The organism is Dactylosporangium sp. McL0621 (assembly GCF_049995355.1).
Lineage (GTDB): Bacteria > Actinomycetota > Actinomycetes > Mycobacteriales > Micromonosporaceae > Dactylosporangium.
Map to the genome: position 1 here is coordinate 10,068,738 of NZ_CP188259.1, position 12,163 is coordinate 10,080,900.

Sequence of the window (12,163 nt, forward strand, 5' to 3'; positions counted from 1 at the left end):
CGACGAGCGCCGTGGCACGGCCGCCACGGCGCCCCTTCGGTCGGGCGGGAGCATCGTTCATCTGCGTGCCTTCTCTTGAGTGGGGGTCAGGGCACCTGCCGCGGCGGCCGGGGCGCCGTAGCTGAGGTCCGTGCCGGTGGTGCGGCCGACTGACCTCGACGCGGCCGGCGATGTACACCTTGCAGGTTCTCCTTCAGCCGTTCCCGGTCGACTCGACCACCTTGAGTGGTCCGGGGGGACGGAAAGGTTGCTCGGCCACACCAGGAAGCGGATGTAACGTTCACGGCCGTCGTACCGCTGCGTCGGCGGCCCCGCCCGGGCCGGCCCGGCCCGATCCCGCCGGGCACGGCTACACGGAAGGGCGACCGGCACGCTCGTGGCCCGCGGCCGCCGGCGTCCACCGGCGGTGGACGGCTTGACGCAGCCCGGCCGTCCAGTCACGCTCGTCGATTGTTATCGATGGACGGTCGATTGGGGACATCCGTGATGGGCGCTCGAAGGCGACAGCAGCTGCGTTCGGCCACGACTCTGGGAGTGGCGCTCACGCTGGCAACGGGGGCGTTGACCGCCCCGGCCGCCGCGGCCACGACGGGCGTCACGCTGTCCGTCGACGTGTCCGCCGCGCGGCACGTGATCAGCCCCGACATCTACGGCCTGAACGGCGCGGACCCGGCGTTCGCCGCCGAGATCGGCATGCCGGTGGCCCGCTGGGGCGGCAACGCGAGCACCCGGTACAACTTCAAGAACCACACCTACAACACCGGCAGCGACTGGTACTTCGAGAACATCGTGGCCGGACCCGACAACACGGTCGAGTCGTTCGTCCGGACCAACCGGGACCGCGGTACCAAGCAGATCGTCACCGTGCCGATGAGCGGATGGGTGGCCAAGGACTCCCCCGACGCGCACCCGTTCGCGTGCGGGTTCCCCGCCACCCGGTTCCCCACCCAGGACGGGTTCGACCAGTGGGACCCCAACTGCGGCAACGGCAAGCTCAACGGCGCCAACCTCACCGGCGCCGTGCCCACGGACACGTCGATTGCCGTGGATGCCTCGTTCGACGGTGAGATGGTGTCGCATCTGGTGAGCCAGTTCGGCCCGGCGGCGCGCGGCGGGGTGTCGATCTACGAGCTCGACAACGAGCCGGTGCTGTGGAACGCCACGCACCGCGACGTGCATCCCGACGCGGTGTCGTACGACGAGCTGGGCGGCAAGAGCACCGCGACCGCGGCCGCCGTCAGGGCCGCCGATCCGAGTGCGGCGGTGCTCGGCCCGTCGGGCTGGGGCTACTGCGAATGGGTCGCGTCCGGGTTGGACGGGTGCGCACCGGGCGCCGACGCGGCCGCTCACGGCGGGCTCAACTTCTCGCAGTGGTACCTGAAGAACATGAGGGACTTCAGCGCGGCCCACGGCGGCAAGCGCTTCCTCAACTATTTCGACCAGCACTACTACCCGCAGATCGGCGGCGGCACCGACCCTGACGCCGCTGCGCTGCGGCTGCGCTCCACGCGCTCGCTGTGGGACCCGACCTACGTCGAGGAGTCCTGGATCGGCCCGAGCGGCGTGAACGCGCCGCCGCTGCAGTTCATCCGCACGATGAAGTCGTGGGTCGCGCAGTACTACCCCGGGACGAAGATCGCCATCACGGAGTACAACTGGGGCGCCCTGGACAACATCAACGGCGCGCTGGCGCAGAGCGACGTGCTGGGAATCTTCGGCCGGGAGGGGCTCGACCTCGCGACCATGTGGGGCGAGCCCCAGCCCACCCAGCCCGGCGCCTACGCGTTCCGGATGTACCGCAACTACGACGGCGCGGGCAGCCGGTTCGGTGACGTGAGCGTGTCCGCGGTCAGCAGCGACCAGGGGCAGCTGGCGGTGTACGGTGCGCAGCGCCTGTGCGACAACGCGGTGACCGTCATGGTCGTCAACAAGACGGGCAGCGATCAGGCGTCGCCGCTGTCGGTCGCCGGGTTCAACGGCACCGGCACGGCGCAGCGGTTCACCTACAGCCCGGCCGATCTGAACGCGATCGTGCACGGTCAGGACCTGCCGGTGCGGCGGGGCCGGATCGATGCGACGTTCCCGGCCAACTCCGTCACGCTGCTGGTCCTGCCGGCCCGCCGGCGCTGACCGCCGGCCGGCCCCCGCGGCCCCGTCGACCTCGACGGGGCCGCGGGCTCAGCCCTCGACGCCCGTGGCGCCGTGGGCGGCGCCGACCGGCCTGGACTCCGGGAAGCCGCCGTGGCGCGGGTAGATGGACAGGATCAGACCCTCATGACCGAGTGCATCTAGCCACGTCCGGACCACTCCGTCGCGACGGGCCCACATCACAGACTCCTTTACTCTGCCGGCTGGCCAGGTTCTCCTCCACGCTGCGCCGCGCGGTGGCCTATGCCTGCGGGGTGGGGGTCTACCGTCAGAACAAGCTGCTGATGGTGAGATTGCCGGCGGCATTGAAGTAGGTGAGGACGTACCCCGAGGCGAGCGAGCCGATCGGGGAGGTCACCACGGTGCCGATGTCAGCCGGGCGGAAGCAGGTCGGGAAGCAGCCCTGGGAGTAGCCGAGGTACTCGTGGTTGTCGCTGCCGCGGAAGGCGATGTAGAGATCCGAGGTCGCCGAGGAAAGGCTGGGCCCGGAGGTGGGATACGTCGTGGTCGTCGCCGTGGACATGTTTACCAGCGAGGTCGACCCGACCCAGCTTGCCACGGCGATCGTGTGTGCGGCGTCCTCCCGCGATGTACAACCGGTCGCCGGCCTGCGCCAACGCGGGCGCGCCGCTGCCGGTGTGGTTCGTGGTGACCACCGAGGCGTCGGCCGGCTGGCCGGCCACGGTGACGGCGGCGACGAGCGGAAGGATCAGGGTGAAGAGCGCGGGCCTGCGAAGGTTCATGAGTACTCCCCGATCCGGAACGGATGACGGCGGCCTTCGGGCGCCCACATCACATCACCGCAAGTCAGCGGTAGCCAGGGCCGACCCCTGCAGTGCGCCCCGGCCAACGCTCGGCGGGTGCGGTCGGTCGATCGCCGCGTCCATAGCCACTACCGATGCAGCGGCCGTCCACAGGGGATCGAGACGACGGGCCCGGTGCCGCAGCACATGAAACGCTCATTGATCTCGGGCGGGACCGGCCGGGGAGCGAAGATCGAGCCGCCTAAGGCGCGGAGGAGGAACGAATGCAGCATTGGATGGGGACGGCGCATCGCCGTCCCCGGGGCTTACCGCTCGAACACACCTTGGTTCTCGTGGATGAACGTCGCCAGCGACTTCGGTGGCGCGCCGCCGATCGTCTCGACGACGTCGGTGACCATGTCTTGCTCACCCCGCTGGTGTGTCTCAGCCACCCGTGTGAGGTGTTCGATCAAGTAGGTGGACACGCCGTCCACCTGGGACAGCATCTGCCGCCACCGCTCGACGGGGAGGTCCACGTACTCCACGGGACGGCCGAGCTCATGGCTGAACACCTCAGCCTGTTCGGCCATGGACAATGATGCGGGCCCTGTCGGCACGTACGTCTTGCCCTGGTGCGCGGCCGGATCGGCCAGCACACCGGCGACTACGCGTGCGACATCGTGGCCGGCGATGGGGGCGTGCCGCCCGTTGCCGTACGGCAGATAGATCCTGGCCTCGGCTCGGATCGTCGCCGCGCTGGCGATTGTGATCAGGTTCTCCAGGAAGTAGGGCGGGCGCAGATGTGTGATACCGATCCCTGACCAGTCGAGCACGCGCTCGGCGAGCCAGTGCTGGCGGGCGGCCGGGCTCGAATGATCCGGACGGGCGGTGATTTGCGACATGTTCACGATCGACTGCAGGCCGGCTTGTTTTCCGGCGGCTGCGAACGTCGTCGTCGCCTCCAGGAGGCCTTCCTCGAGGGGATACGTGAAGTACGCGCCGGTCACTCCGTCGAGGGCGGAGCGCACGCTGTCGAAGTCACGCAGGTCGCCGACGACGATGTCGGCACCCAGCGCCTTGAGTTCGGCGGCCCGGTCATCGTCGTGACGGACGAACGCGCGAACGGGCAGTCCTCGCGCGAGCAGCTGCCGCGCGGCGTAGTTGCCGGTCGCGCCGTGGCGCCCTGCCGCGCCGGCGATCAGTAGTGTCATCCTGGTACTCCGCCTTCTGGGAAGCTTTCTGGGACGTAGGTCAGCTGCACGGTCCCGTTGGTCCAGGTTCGCGTGGACGCCAACCGCAGGGGTGCGGTCCGTCCGGGCCGCGGTAACGGCGTTTCTGCGCCGGCGACGACCGGGAAGACCGCGATTTTCAGCTCGTCCACGAGGCCGTGATCGAGCAGGGTCCTGGAGAGCCGGCCGTTTCCGTAGATCATGAGGTCGCCGCCGCCCTGCTGCTTCAGTTCGGCGACCGTGGTGGCGACGTCGCCCGCCAGCACCTTGGTGTTGTTCCACGCCGCAGCGGTCAGCGTCGAGGAGAACACGTACTTGGCGATGTCGTTGATGCGCTGCGAGTAGGGGTCCGTGGCGTTCGACCACCCATGCGCGAAGTACTCGTAGGTGTTGCGGCCCATCAGCATCGCATCGCACGCTTCGAGGTCGGCCAAGGACCGGGCCGCGGCCGCGTCGTCGAAGTACGGCCCGGCAAAGGACATGGGGTTGTGGTGCGCGCCGTCCACGGTGGTGAGGAACGAGACGACGAGCTTCCGAGGTTGAGCCGTCATGCTGCGAAGCTAGCAGTCAGTACTTCGGATTTACAAGCGACCAATTCGACGTTCGCAGGTTACACTTGGGCATGGTTACGCGACGGGCTTACGACGAGGGCTGCGCCGTGGCACACGCGCTGGACCTGGTTGGTGAGCGTTGGGCCTTGCTGGTGGTCCGCGAGCTGTTGTTCGGGCCCAAGCGATTCACGGATCTGGACGGCCGGCTCGCCGGCGTCAGCACGAGCGTGCTGTCCCAGCGACTGCAGGAGCTCGCCGGAGCGGGAGTCCTCGCTCGCCGCAAGCTGCCTCCGCCGGCCGCCTCGTGGGTGTACGAGCTGACCGAGCGGGGCCACGAGCTGGAGCCGATCATCGTGGCGCTGGGCCAGTGGGGGATCCAGTCCCCGCAGTTCAACATCGAGGCACCGGTCACCCCCGCGAGCATGGCGCTCGCACTCAAGGGATTCGCCAATCCGGCCAGGGTCAAGAACCTGACCGGCCTGGTCGAACTGGAGCTCGACGGTGAGGTCTTCCATGCCTTCCCGCAGGATGGCCGGCTGCTGGTCACCGCAGCGTCGAGCGGCCGGCCCGACGCGCGGATCATCGCCAGCCCAGACCGCCTGCGGCCGTTCCTGCACGGCCTCGCAGCCACCTCAAACAGCCTGCGGGACAACGGCATCCAGACCGAAGGAGACCGCAAAACCGCTGTCGCGCTCCTGGCCGCCATGGGTAGCTGACTATCCGGCGCGCCCGCCGCCGACCTCGATCGTCCACAGGATGTCCGCCAGGTGTTCGACGGCCTTGGCCAGATATCGACGATATGTGCTCAACGGCAGGTCGAGCACCTCCGCCGCCGCCTCCTGCGTAGGGGCCGGCCGCACATAGGTGCGGTGCAGGACTGCCTGGAGCTGCTGGCCCTTCGGGAGGTTGCCGACCTGGCCGACGGCCTCCTCGATCGTTGCGCGCAGCTGGGTGGCGTCCGCGGCCAGGGTGGAGCCGAGCAGCGGGTTGGCCGCGAGCTGCTCGGGACGGTGCAGGGACTGCAGGGCGACCCGGACGGAAGCGTCGAAGCGGGCGCGGCTCAGTGGCGGTGGGCGCAGCAGCGCGGCCGGGGCCGGGCCGGTGCCGCCCGTATGGCCGCGTTCGTACATCAGGTCCAGCCAGCTGCCGACCGGCAGGCGGCGCCAGTCGATGCCGAACGCGACGTGGGGCAGGCCGCCGACCTCGATGCGGACCAGGGGGGCGAAGGCGATGTAGTCGAACTTCGGCGCCCAGAACGCGTCGTCGACCACGACCACGAATGACCAGGCCAGTGGGCGGGTGAGCCATTCGATGATGCTGGACACCGGGCCGGCCACCACCATGTACGGGTCGTGCTGGTGTTCGCGGACTCCGGCCGCGAAGCGGTTGATCAGCACGTGTTCGCCGGGGCGGATCGGGCCCTCCCGCGCGACGTGGTCGAGCACGGCGCGGACGACCGGGTCGCGGTCCTCCAGCGGGGAGCCGCTCGGGCACAGCACGTGGTGGGCGAAGCCGGCGACGCGATCGCCGGTGCGCACCACGGACAGTCGCTCGGGCTGCTCGGACAGCCAGGCGCGGGCGAGGTCGGCGCTGGCCGGTCCCTCGCAACGTTCGATGGTGGCGCACACCTGGTCGTGCTCGTCGGGGCGGGCCGGTACAACTGCCGCCGAACCCTGCGTCCGGAGCGCCGCGATCACGGCGCCGAACGGCCCGTGGCGGTGGACGAAGAGGAGCTGGTGCGCCTCGGGTTGCCGGTGCAGGCCGCTGGCGGTGCGCAGGGCGGCGACCGCGTGGTCGAAGACGAGGCGCTCATGGGCCCGGTCAGACGGCAGTCGGGGTACGACGCCTCGACATTCGATCTGCTGGAGCGGGCCGAGTACCTGGCCCGCACCCTCGGCCGGGAGGCGGAGGCGGCCGACTTCCTCTTCATCCGTCTGATGGGTGCCTACACCTCCATCGAGAAGGGCCGCGGGCAGTTGGCCCGCCGAATGCACGAGCTCGGTCAGGTGTCCCCCGATCCCGCCGTCCGACGCTACGGCCGGCAGGCCTGGGGCCTGCATCAGTGGGACGTCGGCAACATCGGCGAGGCGTACCGGTCCTTCACCGAGGAGGACGTCACCGCCGCCGGCGGCACCGTCGCCCCGGACGAGGAGACACCACTCCGGCGGGATGGCAGCATTCCCGGGGAAGGGCCCGGCTGGCGGGCCGTCATGACCGCGCTGCACGGCGACGTCGATGCCGCGCTGGCTTTCGTCGACACCTGGGACACCCCGGGCGATCCGTACGCGGCCTCGGTCTGGGTCTACTACACGACCATGATCGCTTCCATGGCCGGGGACCCCGCAGCGGCACGGCGAGCCGGCGAGCGCTGGGTCGCCACCGGCCTCGCCCGTCTTCGCGCCCAGATCGACCACTACATCCGGCAGAGCTGGTGCTGGGCACGTGCCCTCACCGGCGAGGATCCGGCCGGCGGGGCGGCCGAGGCCGAGGCCCTCCTGGTCGCCAACCTGCTCCAGCCACCGCAGTGGGGCATCGCCTACCACTACGCCCTGATCGCCGAGATGTGACTGGCCGCCGGATCGCCCGACCGGGCCGAGGCCGCTCTCGACCGGGCCGACCAGGCGGTGTGGAGCCACGGCCAGCGGTACGCCGAAGGGCTGCTCCTGCTGCTGAAGGCGCGCCTGCTGCAGGCCCGCGGTGCACCCCTCACCGCTGTCCGGACCGCCGCCGAGCTCGCCCACACGCAGTCCACCGCGTGTGAGGCGCACCTGTTCGCGCGCCGCGCCGAACGATTCCTCTCAGGACTTGGAGGCGATACATGACCGCTGGACCTGAGGAACGGCCCGGGCTGACGACCCTGGCCCGTGGGCTCTCGGCGCCGAAGGGCTTCGTCGACGCCAGCCTGGCCGCACCCGTCCCCGGAACGGTTCGCCTGCTCGGGGGCATCCCCGCACCCGAGGCCCTGCCGGTCGAGGCGATCCGCCGGGCATCGGCGCAGCTGTGGCCGGACGCCGACGCCGCGGTCGCATGCCTGCAACCGGCAGTTCCGTGTGCTGACCGCGTCATATCTGACCGTCGCGATCACGATGAACCTGGTACTGGCCGCCATGCCGTACTTCGCCGAGTATGAGCTGGGCCGCGCCGCGCTCACGACCGTGCTCATCGCGGCGTTCATGGCACCGGCGGTTCTGGCCACGCCGCTGTGGGTACTGGTGGCCCGGCGGTTCGGCAAGCAGCGAAGCCTCCTCACGGCCCAGGCCGCGTTCGTGGCCGGCTCGCTGGTGCTGGCTCTGGGCGCCGCGGCCGGCCTGCCACTGCTGATCGCCGCCGTAACCGTGCTCGGCGTCGCGTTCGCCGCGATGCAGCTGATGCCTCTGTCGATGGTGCCCGACGTCGTCGCCGCCGCCGGGCCGGCCGGTACCGCCGGCGCGGGCAGCTACACCGGCGTGTGGACCGCCGCCGAGGCCACCGGCAGCGCGTTGGGGCCGTACGTGTACTCGGCCTGCCTGGCTGCGGGCGGGTTCGTGGCCAGCACCGCGGGCGAGCACGCCGCACAGTCTTCGGGCGCGCTGACGGCCATTCGCTACGGCTTCACCCTCGTGCCGGCGGTACTCATGACGATCGCGATAGCGCTGCAACGCCGGTACACCTTGGACGGGCGCGCCCACACCACGGCGCCGCGTACCGTCGTCCGGGAAAACGCACTGGAGTAACGCCGCCCGGCATCCCAGCACGGACTACCTAAGTACCGGCGCCACCCGGACGCCGAGCCGATCGCCATCGGTTTCGACGTCGCCGTCATCCACGACGGCCGGGTCGCCGCGGTGCACGGCTTCCTCGACCGCGTCCCGGCCTGAACCCCGCCCCGAGCGCCATCAGCCTTTGCCGAAGGCCTTGTCCTGGCAGTCGTCGACCTTGCGCATCTGGTCGTCGGGCGGCAAGCTTTTGAACGCGATGAAGCCGTTCTCCTCCCAGGCGTCGATGCCGGCCGCCCGGACGCACGTCACCCAGTCCCGCAGTTTGTCGTTGTAGTTCGGGTCGGTGCGCTTCGCCCGCTCCCAAACCTGCTCCGGCTCCTTGTTCGCGCAGGCCTGCAGACCGGCCTGCGCGGATGGGTCGCCCTTCTGGGCCCGGTCCTGCTGCTCCTTGGTGAGGCCGTGGTCGGCGAGGCAGCGGTTGTACTCGTTCCACAGCCGGTCCTTCTCCTCGTTCGAGGCGTCGGTGCGGATGAGCGGACGCTCCTCGGCGCTCGGCGCGGGCGAGGCCGAAGCTGCGCCGGTCGCCATGGAGGCCACGTCGGGAGCCGAGGGCTGGTCGGTGCCGCAGGCCGTCAGCAGCGCGAGCCCCAGCGTCAGTACGGCAAGGCGAAACGGTTGGTACACGGTGACGAGTATTCCTTTCAGACGGAGTTGAGAGCGGCGGTCGGGGTCATCCGGGCCGCCCGCATCGACGGGTACGCCCCGGCGACGGCGCCCACCACGACGGCCCCACCGAGAGCCGCGGGGACGGCCAAGGCCGGAATCACGACCGGCCAGTGGTGGGCCAGGGCATAAGCGGTGGTCCCGGCAAGGCCGAGAACACAGCCGGACACCCCGCCCAGCCCGGCCAGCAGGACGGACTCGGTCAGGAACTGACCGCGGATCTGCCCGCGGCTGGCGCCGAGGGCTCGCCGCAGGCCGATTTCGCAACGGCGCTCCAGCACGGAGATCACCATCGTGTTCGCGACACCGATCCCGCCGACCACCAGCGCCACCAGGGCCAGGCCGAGGAACAGCGCGGAGAAGGTGTGTTCGGTGGCTCGCTTGGCGGCGAGCGCGTCGGAGGGGCGGGTCACCAGGACGGCACTGGGCCGTCCGGGCGAGATGGTCGGGGGCAGCACGCCGCGCACCGCCTCGATCGACGGCTCCCGGGCGCGCACGTAGATGACCGTAGGGCGGCCCTCGAAGCCGAGCCAGGCGCGGGCCGAATCCCAGCCGACGAGGACGGAGCGGTCGATGTCGGGCGAGAGCGGAGTGGGGTTGAGGATGCCTATGACGCTGTACCAGACGTTTCCGATAACGACCTGGGGCGGCGGGCCGGGCGGCACGGCCGGGAACCCGAGCCGCTTGGCGGCCACGGAGCCGAGCACGACCGTGGGGAACGTGGTGCTCACAGCGTCCAGGAACCGCCCCGACCGTACCGTCGCGTCAAGGGTCTCCAGCAGGTCCGGCCGGCTGGCCAGGACCGTGAGGCCGGAGCCGTCGCGGGGGTCGATGAGATCCGAGCGGCGCACCACGGCGTGGGTGTTGGCGACCGCGGTCACGCTCGTCACCGGCCAGATCCGGCCGACCATGGCGACCGACTCGGCCGGGAACGCGGTGTCCTCGCCGTTCTGCTGCGGCGCCGGTACCGCCTGCAGCAGGTTCGTGCCGAGCCGGGTCAGCTGGTCCATGAGGGCGCGCTCGCTGGACGCCGGGATGCCGGTGACCACGATCATCGTGGCGATGCCGATGGAGATGCCCAGCGCCGACAGCGCGGCGCGCACCTTGCGGATGCGGATGCCGAGAGCACCGAGGGCCAGCAGATCGAGCGGCGTGAGCCGGACCGGGCGCAGGTCGTCAGCCATCGGCCACGATCCGGCCGTCGCGCAGCTCCACCCGGCGGGGCAGTTCGGCCGCGATGTCGCGGTCGTGGGTGATGACGGCGATCGTCGTGCCCTCCTCGTGCAGGCGGCGCAGCAGGCCCAGGACGGTCCGGCCGTTGACGGTGTCCAAGGCGCCGGTCGGCTCGTCGGCGAGGACCAGGGCGGACTCGTTGACCAGCGCCCGGGCGATCGCGACCCGCTGCCGCTCGCCGCCGGAGAGCTGGCTGGGCCGGTGCTCGAGGCGGTGGCCGAGGCCGACCCGCTCCAGCGCTGCCCGCGCGAGGAGGCCCCGGCGGCGGCGCGGAACACCGGCGTAGAGCAGGCCGGTGGCCACGTTCTCAACGGCGGTGAGCCCGTCGGTGAGGTGGAACTGCTGGAAGACGAAGCCGAGCCACCGCCCGCGCAGCGCGGAGAGCCGCCGGTCGTCGAGGCCGGCGACGTCGTAGCCGGCGACCCGGACCGAGCCCGTGGTCGGCCGGTCGAGGGTGCCCATGATGTTGAGCAGCGTGGACTTGCCGGAGCCGGACGGGCCGACGATCGCGACCAGCTCACCGGCGGCGATGTCGAGCGAGACCTCGTGCAGCGCCGTGACACCGCCCGGGTAGACGACGCCGGCCTGCCGCACCGACAGCACTGTCACGAGGTGGTCACCACCTTCACGCCGGCGGCGATGCCCGCACCGGAGACCTCGACCATGCCGCGGGAGAACAGACCGGTCTGCACGGCGAGCAGCCGCCCGTCCTCCAGCTGTACCGCATAGCCGCCCTCCCGCAGCGCCAGCAGCGCGCCGACCGGCACGGCCAGCACACCGCGGTGGGTCTCACCGGCGATCTCCACGGCGACGTCGGCCCCGTCGAGGGGCCCGGCGGCCGCCGGGTCGAGCAGGGTGATCGTCACCGCGACGGTCTGCTCCTGCTGGCCCTCCTGGGTGGCGACCGTGGCGACGCCGCCGACCGTGGCGGGCAGCTCGGTACCGCTGGGCAGCCGGACCGTGGCCTGGTCGCCCTCGTGCAGCGAGCCGACGTCACCGGCCAGGGCCTGCACGGTGACGACCTTCGTGGTGGGCGTGACGGACATGACGGTGCCGGTGGCCGGGTCGCCGACGAGGCTCGCGACGCTGTCGACGCGGACCGGGGCCGGCAGGACCGTCACGTCGCCGACCTCGAGGGTGCCGTCGGCGGGCAGTCCGCGGGCCTTCTGCCACTGCTTGATCGCGCCGATCAGGCTGTTGGTGAGCACGCCGTCACCGGCCTGCACCGTCACCCGGGCCGGACCGGTCGGCGGCGCGCTCGCCGACGAGGTCGTCGCCTCCTGCACGACCGTTTCCCCCGGCTTGGGCTGGGCGCCGATGGCGTACCCGAGGGCCTTGAGGTTGGCCGCGACCATGGCCACGTCCCGGCCCACGGTGTTGCGGGCGGCGAGGGTGCGGTACAGCGGCGGGCTGCCCACGAACAGCGGCACGGCCTGGTCGTCGATGCGGAACAGCACGTCGCCGCGGCCGATCGTCGTACCGGGCTGGGGCAGCCAGGTGACGACCCCCTCGCGGCCGCTCTTGACCGGCCGGGGCGCGCCGAATCCGAGCGAGCCGCGCAGCGAACGGCTGGTCGACAGGTCGGTCCGGGTGATCGCAACCGTCGCCACCGCGGCCGGATTCGCGGCCGGATCATCACCCTCGGTGGTGGCCCGGGCCCAGATGATCGCCGCGCTGACCGCGACCGCGGTGCAGACGGCGGCGGCCCACACCACCGGCCAGCGCCGCCGGCGGGGCCGCTCGGCCTGGTCGTCCTCGGTCATGCCGATGATCGTGGCGGACGACTGTCAGGAAGTTGTCGGGATGCCGGACCGGATTTCATGGCGTTGCCGACAGGC

14 protein-coding genes are annotated in these 12,163 nt (G+C 71.1%); 5 read left to right on the top strand and 9 right to left on the bottom strand.

The window, feature by feature from the left end; all coding sequences use genetic code 11:
• The first annotated feature begins 534 nt into the window (after nucleotides 1-534).
• Nucleotides 535-2,130 carry a glycoside hydrolase family 44 protein gene (locus tag ACPPVO_RS47640; RefSeq protein WP_426505547.1) on the top strand — a complete coding sequence of 532 codons (1,596 nt, stop codon included), beginning with the start codon at nucleotides 535-537 and terminating at the stop codon, nucleotides 2,128-2,130.
• Between the two features lie 48 nt (nucleotides 2,131-2,178).
• On the opposite strand, the gene ACPPVO_RS47645 is transcribed toward ACPPVO_RS47640, so the two are convergent.
• Entirely contained in the window at nucleotides 2,179-2,328 is a 150-nt protein-coding gene (locus tag ACPPVO_RS47645) for a hypothetical protein (RefSeq protein WP_426505548.1), read from the bottom strand.
• Nucleotides 2,329-2,416: 88 nt separating this feature from the next.
• Nucleotides 2,417-2,671, bottom strand: coding sequence for a hypothetical protein (locus ACPPVO_RS47650; protein WP_426505550.1), 255 nt, complete (start codon nucleotides 2,669-2,671; stop codon nucleotides 2,417-2,419).
• Between ACPPVO_RS47650 and ACPPVO_RS47655 the strand changes: the two genes are divergently transcribed.
• Complete coding sequence (locus tag ACPPVO_RS47655; protein WP_426505552.1) at nucleotides 2,652-2,918, top strand: hypothetical protein; 267 nt, start codon at nucleotides 2,652-2,654, stop codon at nucleotides 2,916-2,918. The two genes, ACPPVO_RS47650 and ACPPVO_RS47655, sit on opposite strands and share 20 nt — an antisense overlap.
• A gap of 299 nt (nucleotides 2,919-3,217) precedes the next feature.
• Here ACPPVO_RS47655 and ACPPVO_RS47660 read toward each other — a convergent pair whose 3' ends face one another.
• Nucleotides 3,218-4,102, bottom strand: a complete 885-nt coding sequence (locus ACPPVO_RS47660; RefSeq protein WP_426505554.1) for an NmrA family NAD(P)-binding protein — start codon at nucleotides 4,100-4,102, stop codon at nucleotides 3,218-3,220.
• Nucleotides 4,099-4,671: a dihydrofolate reductase family protein gene (locus ACPPVO_RS47665; protein WP_426505556.1), complete on the bottom strand. Its 573-nt coding sequence runs from the start codon at nucleotides 4,669-4,671 to the stop codon at nucleotides 4,099-4,101. Before ACPPVO_RS47665 ends, ACPPVO_RS47660 begins: the two co-directional genes overlap by 4 nt.
• Nucleotides 4,672-4,778: 107 nt before the next feature.
• Between ACPPVO_RS47665 and ACPPVO_RS47670 the strand changes: the two genes are divergently transcribed.
• Nucleotides 4,779-5,387, top strand: coding sequence for a winged helix-turn-helix transcriptional regulator (locus ACPPVO_RS47670; protein ID WP_426505558.1), 609 nt, complete (start codon nucleotides 4,779-4,781; stop codon nucleotides 5,385-5,387).
• On the opposite strand, the gene ACPPVO_RS47675 is transcribed toward ACPPVO_RS47670, so the two are convergent.
• Complete coding sequence (locus tag ACPPVO_RS47675) at nucleotides 5,388-6,368, bottom strand: hypothetical protein (protein WP_426505560.1); 981 nt, start codon at nucleotides 6,366-6,368, stop codon at nucleotides 5,388-5,390.
• Nucleotides 6,369-6,383: 15 nt separating this feature from the next.
• Between ACPPVO_RS47675 and ACPPVO_RS47680 the strand changes: the two genes are divergently transcribed.
• Both ACPPVO_RS47680 and ACPPVO_RS47685 read left to right on the top strand, forming a co-directional pair.
• The gene (locus ACPPVO_RS47680; protein ID WP_426505562.1) at nucleotides 6,384-7,238 is read left to right on the top strand and encodes a hypothetical protein; all 855 of its coding nucleotides are present in this window, start codon (nucleotides 6,384-6,386) and stop codon (nucleotides 7,236-7,238) included.
• Nucleotides 7,239-7,535: 297 nt separating this feature from the next.
• Nucleotides 7,536-8,384, top strand: a complete 849-nt coding sequence (locus tag ACPPVO_RS47685; protein ID WP_426505563.1) for an MFS transporter — start codon at nucleotides 7,536-7,538, stop codon at nucleotides 8,382-8,384.
• Between the two features lie 162 nt (nucleotides 8,385-8,546).
• Here the strand turns inward: ACPPVO_RS47685 and ACPPVO_RS47690 are convergent, their stop codons facing one another.
• From ACPPVO_RS47690 to ACPPVO_RS47705, 4 genes are read right to left on the bottom strand one after another with little or no spacing between them, the layout of a single operon-like run.
• On the bottom strand, nucleotides 8,547-9,053 hold the full coding sequence (locus tag ACPPVO_RS47690) for a hypothetical protein (RefSeq protein ID WP_426505564.1): 507 nt from the start codon (nucleotides 9,051-9,053) through the stop codon (nucleotides 8,547-8,549).
• A 17-nt stretch (nucleotides 9,054-9,070) separates the two neighbouring features.
• Nucleotides 9,071-10,276 (bottom strand): ABC transporter permease, encoded by a 1,206-nt coding sequence (locus tag ACPPVO_RS47695; RefSeq protein ID WP_426505566.1) that lies wholly within the window; start codon nucleotides 10,274-10,276, stop codon nucleotides 9,071-9,073.
• Nucleotides 10,269-10,934 (bottom strand): ABC transporter ATP-binding protein, encoded by a 666-nt coding sequence (locus ACPPVO_RS47700; protein ID WP_426505567.1) that lies wholly within the window; start codon nucleotides 10,932-10,934, stop codon nucleotides 10,269-10,271. The genes ACPPVO_RS47695 and ACPPVO_RS47700 overlap by 8 nt, the downstream gene beginning before the upstream one ends.
• On the bottom strand, nucleotides 10,931-12,088 hold the full coding sequence (locus ACPPVO_RS47705) for an efflux RND transporter periplasmic adaptor subunit (RefSeq protein ID WP_426505569.1): 1,158 nt from the start codon (nucleotides 12,086-12,088) through the stop codon (nucleotides 10,931-10,933). The genes ACPPVO_RS47700 and ACPPVO_RS47705 overlap by 4 nt, the downstream gene beginning before the upstream one ends.
• Between the last annotated feature and the right edge of the window lie 75 nt (nucleotides 12,089-12,163).

Excerpts from the sequence above, each read along its gene's own strand:
- ACPPVO_RS47660 (WP_426505554.1), bottom strand. The coding sequence starts at position 4,102 with ATGACACTACTGATCGCCGGCGCGGCAGGGCGCCACGGCGCGACCGGC.
- ACPPVO_RS47695 (WP_426505566.1), bottom strand. The coding sequence starts at position 10,276 with ATGGCTGACGACCTGCGCCCGGTCCGGCTCACGCCGCTCGATCTGCTG.
- ACPPVO_RS47645 (WP_426505548.1), bottom strand. The coding sequence starts at position 2,328 with ATGTGGGCCCGTCGCGACGGAGTGGTCCGGACGTGGCTAGATGCACTC.
- ACPPVO_RS47705 (WP_426505569.1), bottom strand. The coding sequence starts at position 12,088 with ATGACCGAGGACGACCAGGCCGAGCGGCCCCGCCGGCGGCGCTGGCCG.
- ACPPVO_RS47650 (WP_426505550.1), bottom strand. The coding sequence starts at position 2,671 with ATGTCCACGGCGACGACCACGACGTATCCCACCTCCGGGCCCAGCCTT.
- ACPPVO_RS47665 (WP_426505556.1), bottom strand. The coding sequence starts at position 4,671 with ATGACGGCTCAACCTCGGAAGCTCGTCGTCTCGTTCCTCACCACCGTG.